Genomic DNA, 13,268 nt, shown 5'->3' on the forward strand with positions numbered 1-13,268 from the left:
GGCGTCTCCTCTCTTGAGGGTTGGTCTTCTCGGGGGGTCGGTTCAGCCGAGGTCGCCCCCCGCCACCGGCAGGGTGACGCCGGTGACGTAGGAGGCCTCGTCGGAGGCGAGGAACAGGATGGCGGCGGCCTGCTCGGCCGCGGTGCCGTAGCGGCCCATCAGGCTCGACGCCTTGGTCTGGGCCACCACCTCGGCGATCCAGGCGCGCTCCTGCTCGCCCGGCGGCGCGGGATTGCGCGGGATGCGCCGGGGCGGCGCCTCGGTGCCGCCGGGCGCGACCGCGTTCACCCGGATGCCGTGGGCGGCGTATTCCCAGGCGAGGCAGGCGGTGAGCGCGTTCACCCCGCCCTTGGCGGCCGCGTAGGGCACGCGGTTCACGCCCCGCGTCGCGACCGACGAGACGTTGACGATGCTGCCGCCCCCGGCGGCGAGCAGGTGCGGCAGCGCCGCCCGGCAGCACCACAGGGTCGGGAAGAGCGAGCGCCGGATCTCGGCCTCGACCTCGTGGGCCGCGTAATGGGCGAAGGGCTTGAACCAGATCGAGCCGCCCACATTGTTGACGAGCACGTCGAGCCGCCCGAACGCCTCGACCGCCGCCGCCATCACGGCCTCGCAGGGCTCGGACGCCTCGACGTCGGCGAGACGGACCGCCGCCGTCGCGCCGAGGTCGCGGCACTCCGCGGCGGTCTCCTCGACGATCTCCGAGCGGTCGGTGAGGAGGAGGGCGGCGCCCTCGCGGGCGAGCCGCAGCGCCACCTCGCGGCCGATGCCCTGCGCGGCGCCCGTGACCACCGCGGCCTTGCCCGCGAAGCGCCCGGGCGTGTGGATGTCCCGGCTCATGCCGCGCCTCCCGCTCCGCTCGCCGCGAACTTCTCGTAGTGGAAGCTCGCGGGCGTCACGCCCCGCTCGGACAGGCTGCGGCGCACCGCGTCGACCATGGCGGGCGGGCCGCACAGGTAGGTGTCGACGTCGCCCCCGTTGAGGTGCTCGGGCGCGAGGTGCTCGGTGACGTAGCCCTTCCTCGGATGCGCGCTGTCGGGGGAGGCGACGCAGGTGGCGAAGCTGAAGCCCGGGATGGCGGCGGCGGCCTTCTCCAGCGCCTCGACCTCCACGAGGTCGGCGTCGTGCGTCACCCCGTAGACGAGGTGGACCGGGTGCGGGCTGCCGCCCTCGGCGATCCTGCCCAGCATGGACAGGAAGGGTGCGAGCCCGGTGCCGCCGGCGAGCATCAGCACCGGCCGGCGGATCTCGCGCAGGTAGAAGCTGCCCGCCGGGCCGGTCAGGTCGAGGCTCGCGCCGGGCTTGGCAGCCTCCGCCAGGTAGGTGCTCATCAGCCCGCCCGGGATGTTGCGGATCAGGAACTCCGCCCGCGTGCCGCCCGGGGCCGAACTGAACGAGTAGGAGCGCTGCTGGCCGCTGCCCGGCAGCGCGATGTTGACGTACTGCCCCGGCAGGAAGCCGATCGGCTCGGGCGTCTCGACCGTGAGCCCGAAGGTGGTGTCGGACAGCCGCCGCACCGCCCCGATCGTGCCCTTGTGCGCGGCGCCGCCGGTCTTGCAGAGGTGCGAGGAGGCCGCGACCGCGAGCACGAGGTCGGTCCGCGGGCGCATCTGGCAGGCGAGGCCGTAGCCTTGGGCGGCCTCCTCGTCGGACAGCGCGTCCTCGATGTAGCTGCCCGGATCGAAGCGGCCGGACTCGCAGTGCACCCGGCAGGTGCCGCAGGCGCCGTCCCGGCAGTCGAGCGGGATGTTGATGCCGATCCGGTAGGAGGCGTCGGCCACCGTCTCGCCCGGCCGGCAGCCGACGAACCGGGTGACCCCGTCCTCGAAGTTGAGCGCGACAGTGTACATGACGGCGCCCTCCTCAGATATGGTAGACGTCGATGACGTGGTGGATGTAGTCGTTCTTCAGAACGACCTTCTTCTTCTTGATCAGCGGGGTGCCGCCGCTCGTGTCGAGCGTGTAGAACGACGTGCCGAAATGGGTGTCGACGGTCTTGTAGCGGTAGTTGAAGGTGAGCCAGTTGAAGCGCAGCCGGCAGGAGAGCTCGTCCTGCGCGAGGATCTCGACGTTCGAGATGTGGTGCGAGGTGCGCGGCTCCGGCAGGCTGGTGGCGCTGGAGCGCTCGGTGCGGATGCGGAAGACCCGGTCCTCCAGGCCGCCGCGGCTGTCGTAGTAGATCAGCGAGACCTCGCGCTGCGGGTCGGTGACGAGCTGGTCGTCGTCGTCCCAGGACGGCATCCAGAACTCGACGTCGGGGGCGTAGAGCGCGAGCCAGGCGTCGAAGTCGCGGTCGTCGAGGTAGCGGGCCTCGCGGTAGAGGAACTGCTGCACCTCTTCCAGGGTCAGGGTCATCGGGGTCTCCTGCGGGCGTGACGGGGCGTTCGGCGCCCGGGAGGGGCCGGTCCGTCGTCGATGGCGTTGGCTTGCGGACCCCTCCCGCGCGGACCGGGAGGGTTCGGGCGCGTCGCGCTACGGCAGGTGCCGGCGCATCGTCTCCATCCAGTAGCGGTGCTGGATCGCGAACAGGCCCTCGTCCTCGGTCCTGACGCCGCTGAGCAGCGGCTCGAGGCCGATCGCCCGCGCGCCCTCGTCGGCGCCCTCGATCCAGTGGGTGGCGCCCCGGCAGAGGTCGTTCCAGCGCGCCGCCCGGCCCTGGTAGCCGAGCTGGCAGGCCCGGAACTCCTCGAGGTCGTCCGGGGTCGCCATGCCGCTCGCGTTGAAGAAATCCTCGTACTGGCGGATGCGCCGGGCCCGCGCCTCGGGGGCCTCGCCCTTCGGGGCGATGCAGTAGATCGTCACCTCGGTCTTATCGACCGCGATCGGCCGGTAGGTGCGGATCTGCGACGAGAACTGGTCCATCAGGTAGACGTTCGGGTAGAGGCAGAGGTTGCGCGAGCGGCTGATCATCCAGTCCGCCATCGCCTGCCCGTGAGCCGCCGCCAGCTCCTCGCGCCGGTCCCAGTTCGGGCGGTCCTCCGGGTTGGCCCAGGTGGTCCAGAGCAGCAGGTGCCCGTGCGCGAAGGAGTAGAAGCCGCCGCCCTGCTTCGCCCAGCCGCCCGCATCCATCGCGCGGGTCTTGTCGATGACGTGGGTCTCCTTGCGGCGGCTCGTCGTGGCGGCGTAGTTCCAGTGCGTCGCGCTGACGTGATAGCCGTCGGCGCCGTTCTCGGTCTGGAGCTTCCAGTTGCCGTCGAAGACGTAGGTCGAGGCGCCGCGCAGCACTTCGAGCCCGTCCGGCGACTGGTCGACGATCATGTCGATGATCCTCGTCGCCTCGCCGAGGTGCTCGGTGAGCGGCTTCACGTCCGGGTTGAGGCTGCCGAACAGGAAACCGCGGTAGCTCTCGAACCGGGCCACGGGCGTCAGGTCGTGCGAGCCGTCGCGGTTGAAGCTGTCGGGATAGCCCGCGCCCTCCGGGTCCTTGACCTTGAGCAGCCTGCCGCCGTTGCTGAAGGTCCAGCCGTGGAACGGGCAGGTGAAGGTCGCCTTGTTGCCGCGCCTGTGCCGGCAGATCATCGCGCCGCGATGGCTGCACGCGTTGACGAAGGCCTGGAGCTCGCCCTTGCGGTTGCGGGTGATGACCACCGGCTGGCGGCCCATATAGGTCGTGAAATAATCGTTCGGGTTCGGGATCTGGCTCTCGTGGGCCATGTAGATCCAGTTCCCCTCGAATATATGCCGCATCTCCAACTCGAAGATGTCGGGATCCGTGAAGATGTCGCGCCGGCAGCGATAGGTGCCCGTCTCGGGATTATCCTCAACCGCGGTCTCGACAATCTGATGCAGATCTTCCAGCACGACGTCCTCCTGGCCTCACGGGCGTGGCTCGGGAGCGAGCGGGATCGTTGCGGGTCCACGCGGGGCGCGGCCGGCTCGGATCGTCCTCTCACCTGCGCAGGAAGGGCGTGGCGCTCGATGGGCCGGATCGGCCGGGCCTCGCTCGCTCCTGGGCGTTTCCTCTTCTTCACGTTCTAGACAGGGGGCATTGCGGCGTCCAAGACCGATTGGGAACGAAAACATTCCTGGGAGGAATAAGTGGAGCTCCGGCACTTGCGCTACTTTGTGGCCGTCGCCCGCGAGCAGAGCTTCACGCGGGCTGCCGAGACGATGCACGTCGCCCAGCCCGCGCTGAGCAAGCAGATCCAGCAATTCGAGGACGAACTCGGGTTGTCCCTGATCGAGCGCGGGGCGCGGCCCTTGCGCCTGACCGAGCCGGGCCGGCTGATCTTCGAGCAGGCGCTGCAGATCCTTGAGCGAATGGACGACCTGCGCGAGACGGGCCGGCGCCTGCGCCTGACCGAGCGCAACCGCTTCCGGGTCGGGTTCGTGGCCTCGACCCTGTACGGCCGCCTGCCGGAGATCCTGCGCGGCTACCGGCTGAAGCGCCCGGACGTGGACCTGACGCTGCTCGAACTCCTGACGCTGGAGCAGATCGCGGCGCTCAAGGAGGGCCGCATCGACGTCGGGTTCGGCCGCATCGAGATCGAGGACCCGGCGATCGCGCGCGTGCTGCTGCGCAACGAGACGATGATCGTCGCCGTGCCGACAGCCTGGGACGCCGCCCGCCCGCCGGGGCCGCTGCGGCTGCGCGACCTCGCCGACACGCCGCTGATCATCTACCCGAAGAGCGCGCGCCCCAACAACGCCGACCGCATCCTGGCGCTGTTCCGCGACCACGCGGTGCGCCCTCCGGTGATCCACGAGGTGCGCGAATTGCAGACGGCGCTGGGCCTCGTGGCCGCCGAGGCGGGGGTGTGCGTCGTCCCCGCCTCCGTCGAGCGCCTCCGCCGCGACGGCGTCGCCTACCGGCCGCTGAACGAGGAGCGGGCCCTCATCCCCGTCATCATGAGCTACCGCAAGGACGATCCCTCACCGGAGATCCCCCTCATCCTGCAATGCGTCCGCGAGGACTACGCGCGCGAGGGATTGGCGTTCGGCGTCTAGAGCGGCACCCGATCACGTTGCAACCGGGTGCCGCTCTCGATCTTTGATCTTGCCGCATTGTCTGCGACGAACCGGCATCCACTTCGTCGGAAAATGCTCTAGAGCAGGCCTCGCTCGGGCCGAGACGGTTCCCGATCGCCGGGTTCAGCACCGCCGTGCCGCCGAGACCGGCCGCCCCGACGCCGAGTTCCCGCTCCCGTCGTCCGGGGAAACGGGAGCCGTGACCCCGGGCGCGCGATCACCGGGACGCCGTCCGACGCCATCCCGCGCATCGGTACGGGACGCCGGAAGCCGGGATCGCCCTCACGCTCGGCGCAAATCTCGGCGGATCGGGCGCAATCGCATCATCCGCCATCCGGTTGATGGCTTCGCCATCTCCCCTTTCGGCCATGCGGATTTGGGCGTCGCTCAGGCGCCGCGCGGGCTTGTCATACCAAATCCGCTTGATCAAGCGGATCCCGGATCACCCCTCCGTCGCGCCGCCGTCCGGGGCCATGAAGGCGAAGTCGCAGCCCTCGTCGGCCTGCGTGACCGTGTCGTGGAACAGGCGGGCGTAGCCGCGCCGCGCCCAGGCCGGGCGCGGGGCTTCGGGCAGGGCGGCCTGCCGGCGCGCCAATTCCGCCTCGTCCACCAGGAGGTCGATGCGCCGCCCGGCCACGTCGAGGCGGATCGCGTCGCCCGTGCGCACCAGCGCGAGCGGGCCGCCCACCGCCGATTCCGGCGTGACGTGGAGCACGATCGTGCCGAAGGCGGTGCCGCTCATCCGGGCGTCGGAGATCCGCACCATGTCCTTGACGCCCTGCCGGGCGAGCTTCTTCGGGATCGGCAGGTAGCCGGCCTCCGGCATCCCGGGCGCGCCCTTCGGGCCGGCATTGCGCAGGACCAGCACGTCGTCGGCCCCGACGTCGAGGTCCGGCGCGTCGATCCGCGCCGCCATGTCGGGGATCGACTCGAACACCACGGCCCGGCCGGTATGCTGCAGGAGCCGCGGGCTCGCCGCCGCGTGCTTGATCAGCGCCCCGCGCGGCGCGAGGTTGCCGCGCAGCACCGCGAGACCGCCCGCCGCCTTGATCGGGTCGGCGGGCGAGCGGATGACGGTCTGGCCCGGCACCTCCTCGGCCGCCGCCACCACGTCGCGCAGGCAGCCGCCCGCCACGGTCGGGGCGTCGAGGTCGATGAGGTCGCCGAGTTCGCGCAGGAGCTTCGGCACGCCGCCGGCGTGGTGGAAATGCTCCATGTAGTGCGCGCCGGAGGGCTTGAGGTCGACCAGCACCGGCACCTCGCGCCCGACCGCGTCGAAGGCGTCGAGGTCGATCCTCGCCCCGACCCGGTTCGCCATCGCGGTGAGGTGGATGAGCCCGTTCGTCGAGCCGCCGATCGCCTGCAGCACCACCTGCGCGTTGCGCAGGCTCGCGGGCGTCAGGAGCGCGCGCGGGCGGGGCCCGCCCGCCACCGCCATCGCGGCGGCGCGGCGGCCGCTCGCCTCGGCGAGGCGCACCCGCTCGGCATGCGGCGCCGGGATCGTGCCCGCGTAGGGCAGGGCGAGGCCCATCGCCTCGATCATGCAGGCCATGGTGGAGGCCGTGCCCATCACCATGCAGGTGCCGACCGAGGGGGCGAGCCGCCCGTTCACCACCTCGATCTCGGCCTCGTCGATCTCGCCGGCCCGGTGCGCGGCCCAGAGCCGGCGGCAATCCGTGCAGGCGCCCAGCACCTCGCCCTTGTGGTGCCCGACCACCATCGGGCCGACCGGGATCACCACGGTCGGCAGGTCGACGCTCGCCGCGGCCATGATCTGGGCCGGCAGGGTCTTGTCGCAGCCGCCGATCACGATGACGGCGTCCATCGGCTGGGCGCGGATCATCTCCTCGGTGTCCATCGCCATCAGGTTGCGCAGGAACATCGAGGTCGGGTGGGCGAAGCTCTCGTGGATCGAGATGGTCGGGAACACCATCGGCATGGCGCCCGCCAGCATCACGCCGCGCTTGGCCGCCTCGATCAGGGCCGGGGCGTTGCCGTGGCAGGGATTGTAGTCGCTGAAGGTGTTGGTGATGCCGACGATCGGCCGGTTCAGCGCGTCGTCGGAATAGCCCATGGCCTTGATGAAGGCCTTGCGCAGGAACAGCGAGAAGCCCGCGTCGCCGTAGCTGGTGAGCCCCTTGCGCAACCCCTTGCCCGCGTCGCCGGCCATCCCGCTCCTCCCCGCTCCGTCGCCCGTCCGCTTCTACGACGGCCCGGTGCATTGTCAATAAAACCGCCGCGTCAACGGCGATCTACCGGTCTTCACGGCCAATCAGGCGGTTCGTTATTGACAATGTCCCGGCAACCTGATCCCTTGCCGCGCAACGACAAGGTGGCCGTGAGGAGCGCCGCATGGGACGAGGGAGGGTGGCCGCGCTGGTCCTCGGGGCCGCGCTGGCGGCCGGCGGCGCGCGGGCCGCGGAGCCGACGCAGATCACCATGTGGTCGAACTGGCCCGACGAGCCCGCCAAGCGCGAGTGGGTGAGCGCCCGGGTCAAGGAGTTCGAGGCCGCGAATGCCCAGTGCCGGGTGAAGCTGAGCTTCATCCCCAAGGCCGACATCTACACGCAGGCCAAGTCCGCCGTGCGCACCGGTCAGGCGCCGGACGTCTTCTACATGGAGCCGGACCAGCCCGAATTCCTGCAGGGCGGCTTCCTCGAACCGCTCGAGACCCGCGTCGACACGGGGGCAATCGAGGAATGGGCGAAGCCCGCCTGGACCGCGAAGGGCCACCTCTACGGCCTGCCGGTCGAGGCCTACACGGTCGAACTCTACTACAACCGGGATCTCGTCAGGAAGGTCGGCGTCGCGGTGCCGGAATCCGGCCAGCTGACGCAGGGCGCCTTCGCCGACCTCGTCAGGAAGGGCGTGGCCGCGGGCGTGACGCCCGTGGCGCAGGGCGTCGGCGACCGGCCCTTCCCGGGCGGCCTGCTGCTGTTCGAGTCGCTGCTGCGCAAGCTCGGGACCGAGGATTACGGCAAGCTCCTCAGCGGGGACCTGTCCTTCCGCGATCCCCGGGTCCTCGCGGTGATGACGTGGTTCAAGGACCTGGTCGATGCCGGGGCCTATCCGAAGAGCTTCTCGACCCTGAAGCTCGGGGAGTCGCACTACTACTTCTACCAGAAGCCCGGCGCGCTGGTCTTCCCCGACCCGAGCTGGTTCACCGGCCGCGCCTTCGCGCCGCCGGAGAGCGGCGGCATGCCGGCGGATTTTCCCCTCGGCATCATGCAGTTCCCGGCCATGGACGAGGGCCGGTGCCCGACCTGCAAGACGCTCTCGGTCGCGGGCAGCTTCGTGGTCTACGCGCGCAGCCGCAACAAGGACTGCGCCGGTGCGCTGCTCAGGTCCATCGGCAGCGTCGAGAACGGCACCAAGTGGATGGAGCAGGTCTCGCTCCAGACCGGCCTCAAGTCCGACCCGAGCCGGATCAAGTCCGCCCACGAGGATTATTTCCGCCAGCTGCAGGCCCGCAACCAGGGCGTGACGTACTTCTTCGGCACGCCGCTGTTCCACTACCGGGCGAAGTGCGCCGAGACCTACACCCAGGTGATCAATAACGCGCTGCCGGCCGGGCTGATCTCCGTGAAGGACGCGGCCGAGCGGATGGACGCCGCCTGCCACAAGGGAAGCTGAGGCGATGTCGGGCACGGCGGGCGTGGACGCGGCGGCGCCGGCCGCCCCGCCCGCGGCGGCGCGCGCGCGCGCCTTCGATCCCCGCCGGGCGAGCCTGCCGGTGGTGGCGCTCTTCGTGGGGCCGGCGCTGGCGGTCTATGCCGGGCTCACCGCCTACCCGGCCATCCGGACCTTCTACGACAGCTTCTTCACCATCGAGGGGATGGAGCGCCAAGCGGTCGGCCTCGCGAATTACCGCGACCTCCTCGCCGACGAGACCTTCTGGGTCGCGGTGCGCAACACCTTCGTGTGGGCCTTCGCGGCGCCGGTCCTCGACGTCGCCACCGGGCTGCTCCTCGCGCTCGCCCTCTACGCGGGCGTGCCCTTCGGGAGATTCCTGCGGGTGGCGTGGTTCGCCCCCGTGCTGCTCTCCTACGTGGTCGTCGCGATCCTGTGGATGTGGATCTACAACTACGATTGGGGGGTGGTGAACGTGGCGCTGCGGGCGCTCGGCCTCGACGCGCTCACCCGCTCCTGGCTCGGCGACCCCGCCACCGCGCTCGCCGCGCTCATCGTCACGCATGCGTGGAAATGGGCGGGGTTCAACATGGTGGTCTGCCTCGCCGCCATCCACGCGCTGCCCTCCGAGGTGCTGGAGGCGAGCGAGCTCGACAATTGCGGCTGGGGCGCCAAATTGCGCCACATCATCGTACCGATGCTGCGCCCGACGCTGCTCAACCTCTACGTCCTCGCCTTCATCGGCAAGATGAAGGTGTTCGACCTCGTCTGGATCATGACCGGAGGCGGCCCGCTCTGGGCGACCGAGACGGTCTCGACCTACGTCTACAAGCGCGCGTTCAACTGGAACACCTTCGATCTCGGCTACCCGTCCGCCATCGCGGCGGTGTGGTTCGGCGTCGTCTGCGCCTGCGTGCTGGTGCTCAACCGGCTGTTCAGATCCTCGGAGAGGCTGGAGTACTGACGTGGCGTCCGCTCGGCTGTTCGGGCGCGGGGCGCTCGGCCTCGTCATCGCCCTCTACTCGCTCTACACGTTCGGCCCCTTCCTGTGGCTCGCCACCATGTCGGTGCGCACCACCGGCGAGATCTCGGCCGACCACTACGCCTGGCCGAGCCCGGTGCACTGGGAGCAGTTCCGGATCGCCTGGGTCGATTCCGACTTCGCCACCTATTTCTGGAACTCGTCCGCGGTCGTGGTCACGGCGGTTGCGGCCGTGACGCTGATCGGGGCGGCGGCGGCGCACGCGCTCGCGCGCTACCGCTTCCCCGGCAACCGCCTCATCTACGGCATCCTGTTCTCGTCGATCATCTTCCCGCCCCAGATCACCCTGATCTCGCTCTACCAGATCCTGGTCGATTACGGCCTCTACAACAGCCTCGCCGGGCTCACCGTCGTGTACGTCTCGCTGCAGCTGCCGCTCACCGTGTACCTGCTCGAAGGCTTCTTCGCGCGCATCCCGCAGGACCTGTTCGACGCGGCGCGGATGGACGGCTACGGCGAGGTCGAGATCTTCCGGCGCATCGTGCTGCCGGTCGGCATGCCGGCCATCGCCACCACGGTGATCCTCAACGTCATCCAGCTCTGGAACGAGTTCCTGTTCGCCGTGGTGCTGATCACCGACCCCGACAAGCGCACGCTGCCGGTCGGCATCCGCGCCTTCATGGGCGACCACTTCCAGGACATCGGCATGATCGCGGCCGGCGTGATGATCTCGGTGGTGCCGGTGATCCTCGCCTACGCGTTCTTCTCGGAAAAGCTGATCCGCGGCATGACCGCGGGCGCGGTCAAGTAGGAGCCCCGCATGGCCGTCGTCCGCCTCGACCGGATCAGCAAGCGCTACGGCGCGGGCGTCGTCGCCGTCGACGAGGTGGACCTCACGGTGGGCGACGGCGAGTTCATGGTCCTGCTCGGCCCCTCGGGCTGCGGCAAGTCGACGACGCTGCGGATGATCGCCGGCCTGGAGACGATCTCGTCGGGCACCCTCTCTGTGGACGGGCGGGTCGTCAACGACGTGCCGGCCAAGGACCGCGACATGGCGATGGTGTTCCAGTCCTACGCCCTCTACCCGCACATGAGCGTCTACGAGAACATGGCCTTCGGCCTGCGGCGGCGGCGCACGCCCGGCCCCGAGATCGAGCGGCGGGTGCGGCAGGCCGCCGAGATCCTGGGCCTCGTGCCGCTCCTCGCGCGCAAGCCCCACGCGCTCTCCGGGGGGCAGCGCCAGCGCGTCGCCCTCGGGCGCGCGATGGTGCGCGAGCCGATGGTGTTCCTGTTCGACGAGCCGCTCTCCAACCTGGACGCCGCCCTGCGGGTCAACACCCGCAACGAATTGATCAAGCAGCACCACCGCCTCGGCGCCACGATGATCTACGTCACCCACGACCAGGTCGAGGCCATGACCATGGGCACCCGCATCTGCGTGATGAATGGCGGGCGCGTGGCGCAGATCGGCGCGCCCCTCGACGTGTACTGGAACCCCGCCGACACCTTCGTGGCGCGATTCCTGGGCGCGCCGCCCATGAACCTGTTTCCGGCCCGGCTGGCGGAGGCGGGCGTGGCCGAGGCGGCGGTGACCGCCCCGCTGGCGCGCTGGCGGAGCGGCACGCTGGGGCCCGCCGGGCGCGAGATCGTGCTCGGGGTGCGGGCCGAGGACCTGCACCTCGACCGCGCCGCGGCCGGCGAGGCGGGCGGGAGCGTGCGCGGCCGGGTCGTCGCGGTCGAGCCCCTCGGGGCCGAGACGCTGCTCGTCGTCGAGGGGGAGGGCGGGGCCGAGTGCACCGCCCGCCTGCCGCGGGGCACCCGGGCGCGGGTCGACGAGGCGGTCGAGCTCCACTTCGCGGCCGACGCCGCCTACCTGTTCGACGCCGCGACCCGCCGGGCGATCCCCGCCGACGTGGCCCGCCGCCCGGAGGCGCTGCAGTGAGCGGGCTGCGGGTCGGGCTGGTCGGGGCGGGCTTCGTCACCCAGTATCACCTGCGCGCCTGGGCGGCCCTGCAGGGCCGCGCGCGCGTCGTCGCCGTCGCCGACCCGAGCGAGGCCCGTCGCGCCGCCCGGGCCGCGGAGTTCGGGATCCCCCGCACCTACGCGGACGCCGCCCGGATGCTGGCGGAGGGCGGGATCGACGCGGTGGACGTCGCGGCGCCGCGGGCCGCGCATGCCGACCTCGTGCGCCTCGCGGCCGCCCGCGGGCTGCCGGTCCTGTGCCAGAAGCCGCTCGCGCCGACGCTGCCCGAGGCCGAGGCGCTGGCGGCGGAGGTCGGCGGGCGCTGCCGCCTGATGGTGCACGAGAACTGGCGCTTCCGCGACACCTACCGGCAGGCGGCCGCGCTGCTGCGCGCGGGCGCGGTCGGCCGTCCCTTCGCGGCGCGGCTCACCGTGCTGACCAGCGGCACGCTGCCCGATGCCGACGGGCGCTACCCCGCCCTCGAGCGCCAGCCCTTCATGCGCGACGAGGCGCGCATGCTCACCGCCGAGGTGCTGATCCACCACCTCGACACCCTGCGCATGCTGCTCGGCCCCCTCACCGTCGCGGCCTGCGCGATGAGCCGCACCTGCGCGGCCCTGCGGGGCGAGGACAGCGCGCTCGTCCAGCTCGCGGGGGAGGGGGGCCTCGCCGTGCAGCTCTTCGCGAGCTTCGCGGCGCACGGCGCGCCGCCCGGCGCGGCGGACCGGCTCGAGATCTACGGGCCGGACGGGGCCCTGCACCTCGCCGGCGGCGACCTGACCCTCACGGCGCCCGAGGCGCGCGAGGCGCCCGGCGAGGGGCGCGCGTGGCACTTCGATCCGGCCGCCACCTACCAGGGCTCCTACGACGCGGCGATCGCGCACTTCGTCGAGCGGCTCGCGGATGGCGGCCCGTTCGAGACCGCGCCGGAGGACAACCTCGCCACGCTCCGCCTCGTCGAGGAATGCTACCGCCTGGCCGGCCGCGGGGCGGCCCGGTGAGCGGCGCGCTGGCGGATCTCCTCGCCCCGCCGCGCGCGGGCGCCGAGGCGGTCGCGGCGCGCCTGGAGGAGGACATCATCTTCGGGCGCCTCGCCCCCGGAGCGCGCCTGACCGAGGATGCCCTGATGGCGCGCTACGGCGCCTCGCGCCACTTCGTGCGGCAGGCCCTGGTGGCGGTGGAGCGGCGCGGCATCGTGCGGCGGGAGAGGAACGTCGGCGCGACGGTGCGCTCCTACGCGGCCGAGGAGGTGCGCCAGATCTACGACGTGCGCGAGTTCCTCACCCGCGAGGCCGCGCTGCTGATCGGATTGCCGGCGCCGCCCGGGCTGCTCGCCGAGCTGCGCCGCCTGCAGGACGCCTATCGGCGCGAGGCCGAGAGAGGGGACCTCCTCGCCATCCACGGGGCCAACGACGCCTTCCACCTCGCGCTGTTCTCGGCCTGCGGCAACGCCTACCTGGTGCGCACCCTGCAGGATTACATGGCTCTGACCCTGCCGATGCGCGCCAAGAACCTCGCGGATGCGGAGGGTCTGCGCCTGTCGCTGAGCCAGCACGAGACGATGATCGAGCTGCTGCGCGGCCGCGACCGCTGGGCCTTCGCGCAATTGTGCGTCGACCACATGCGGTCGAGCAAGCTCGACTACCTCAGCCGGATCGCGCGCGGCCCTTCGGCGTAGGTCCCGCTCCGGCCCCGAGTCGGCCGCCGCGCCCGATTGCCGGAGCA

The 13,268-nt window shown here is 71.4% G+C and carries 12 protein-coding genes; 7 read left to right on the plus strand and 5 right to left on the minus strand.

Going from position 1 to position 13,268, the window contains the following annotated elements; all coding sequences use genetic code 11:
- Positions 1-42 precede the first annotated feature (42 nt).
- The 4 genes from MET2598_RS0121345 to benA all read right to left on the minus strand — a co-directional run bounded on the left by MET2598_RS0121345 (position 43) and on the right by benA (position 3,801).
- Entirely contained in the window at positions 43-840 is a 798-nt protein-coding gene (locus tag MET2598_RS0121345) for a 1,6-dihydroxycyclohexa-2,4-diene-1-carboxylate dehydrogenase (RefSeq protein ID WP_018262285.1), read from the minus strand.
- The gene (gene benC / locus MET2598_RS0121350; protein ID WP_012331259.1) at positions 837-1,850 is read right to left on the minus strand and encodes a benzoate 1,2-dioxygenase electron transfer component BenC; all 1,014 of its coding nucleotides are present in this window, start codon (positions 1,848-1,850) and stop codon (positions 837-839) included. Before benC ends, MET2598_RS0121345 begins: the two co-directional genes overlap by 4 nt.
- 13 nt (positions 1,851-1,863) lie before the next feature.
- On the minus strand, positions 1,864-2,355 hold the full coding sequence (benB, locus tag MET2598_RS0121355) for a benzoate 1,2-dioxygenase small subunit (protein ID WP_018262286.1): 492 nt from the start codon (positions 2,353-2,355) through the stop codon (positions 1,864-1,866).
- A gap of 117 nt (positions 2,356-2,472) precedes the next feature.
- Positions 2,473-3,801 carry a benzoate 1,2-dioxygenase large subunit gene (gene benA, locus MET2598_RS0121360; protein ID WP_018262287.1) on the minus strand — a complete coding sequence of 443 codons (1,329 nt, stop codon included), beginning with the start codon at positions 3,799-3,801 and terminating at the stop codon, positions 2,473-2,475.
- Between the two features lie 237 nt (positions 3,802-4,038).
- Between benA and MET2598_RS0121365 the strand changes: the two genes are divergently transcribed.
- On the plus strand, positions 4,039-4,947 hold the full coding sequence (locus MET2598_RS0121365; RefSeq protein WP_012331256.1) for a LysR family transcriptional regulator: 909 nt from the start codon (positions 4,039-4,041) through the stop codon (positions 4,945-4,947).
- Between the two features lie 463 nt (positions 4,948-5,410).
- On the opposite strand, the gene MET2598_RS0121370 is transcribed toward MET2598_RS0121365, so the two are convergent.
- Positions 5,411-7,138, minus strand: coding sequence for an IlvD/Edd family dehydratase (locus tag MET2598_RS0121370; RefSeq protein WP_018262288.1), 1,728 nt, complete (start codon positions 7,136-7,138; stop codon positions 5,411-5,413).
- Positions 7,139-7,320: 182 nt separating this feature from the next.
- Between MET2598_RS0121370 and MET2598_RS0121375 the strand changes: the two genes are divergently transcribed.
- Genes MET2598_RS0121375 through MET2598_RS0121400 form a run of 6 tightly spaced genes read left to right on the plus strand, consistent with a single transcriptional unit; the run spans position 7,321 to position 13,221 of the window.
- Entirely contained in the window at positions 7,321-8,601 is a 1,281-nt protein-coding gene (locus tag MET2598_RS0121375) for an ABC transporter substrate-binding protein (RefSeq protein ID WP_012331252.1), read from the plus strand.
- Positions 8,602-8,605: 4 nt separating this feature from the next.
- Positions 8,606-9,562: a carbohydrate ABC transporter permease gene (locus MET2598_RS0121380; RefSeq protein ID WP_012331251.1), complete on the plus strand. Its 957-nt coding sequence runs from the start codon at positions 8,606-8,608 to the stop codon at positions 9,560-9,562.
- A 1-nt stretch (position 9,563) separates the two neighbouring features.
- A complete protein-coding gene (locus MET2598_RS0121385; RefSeq protein WP_012331250.1) occupies positions 9,564-10,391 on the plus strand; it encodes a carbohydrate ABC transporter permease in 828 nt (275 codons plus the stop codon).
- A gap of 9 nt (positions 10,392-10,400) precedes the next feature.
- Positions 10,401-11,522, plus strand: a complete 1,122-nt coding sequence (locus tag MET2598_RS0121390) for an ABC transporter ATP-binding protein (protein ID WP_012331249.1) — start codon at positions 10,401-10,403, stop codon at positions 11,520-11,522.
- Positions 11,519-12,544 (plus strand): Gfo/Idh/MocA family protein, encoded by a 1,026-nt coding sequence (locus MET2598_RS0121395; RefSeq protein WP_018262290.1) that lies wholly within the window; start codon positions 11,519-11,521, stop codon positions 12,542-12,544. Before MET2598_RS0121390 ends, MET2598_RS0121395 begins: the two co-directional genes overlap by 4 nt.
- Complete coding sequence (locus MET2598_RS0121400) at positions 12,541-13,221, plus strand: GntR family transcriptional regulator (RefSeq protein WP_012331247.1); 681 nt, start codon at positions 12,541-12,543, stop codon at positions 13,219-13,221. The genes MET2598_RS0121395 and MET2598_RS0121400 overlap by 4 nt, the downstream gene beginning before the upstream one ends.
- Positions 13,222-13,268: the final 47 nt, after the last annotated feature.

Source organism: Methylobacterium sp. WSM2598 (assembly GCF_000379105.1).
In the GTDB taxonomy this organism is placed as follows: Bacteria; Pseudomonadota; Alphaproteobacteria; order Rhizobiales; family Beijerinckiaceae; genus Methylobacterium.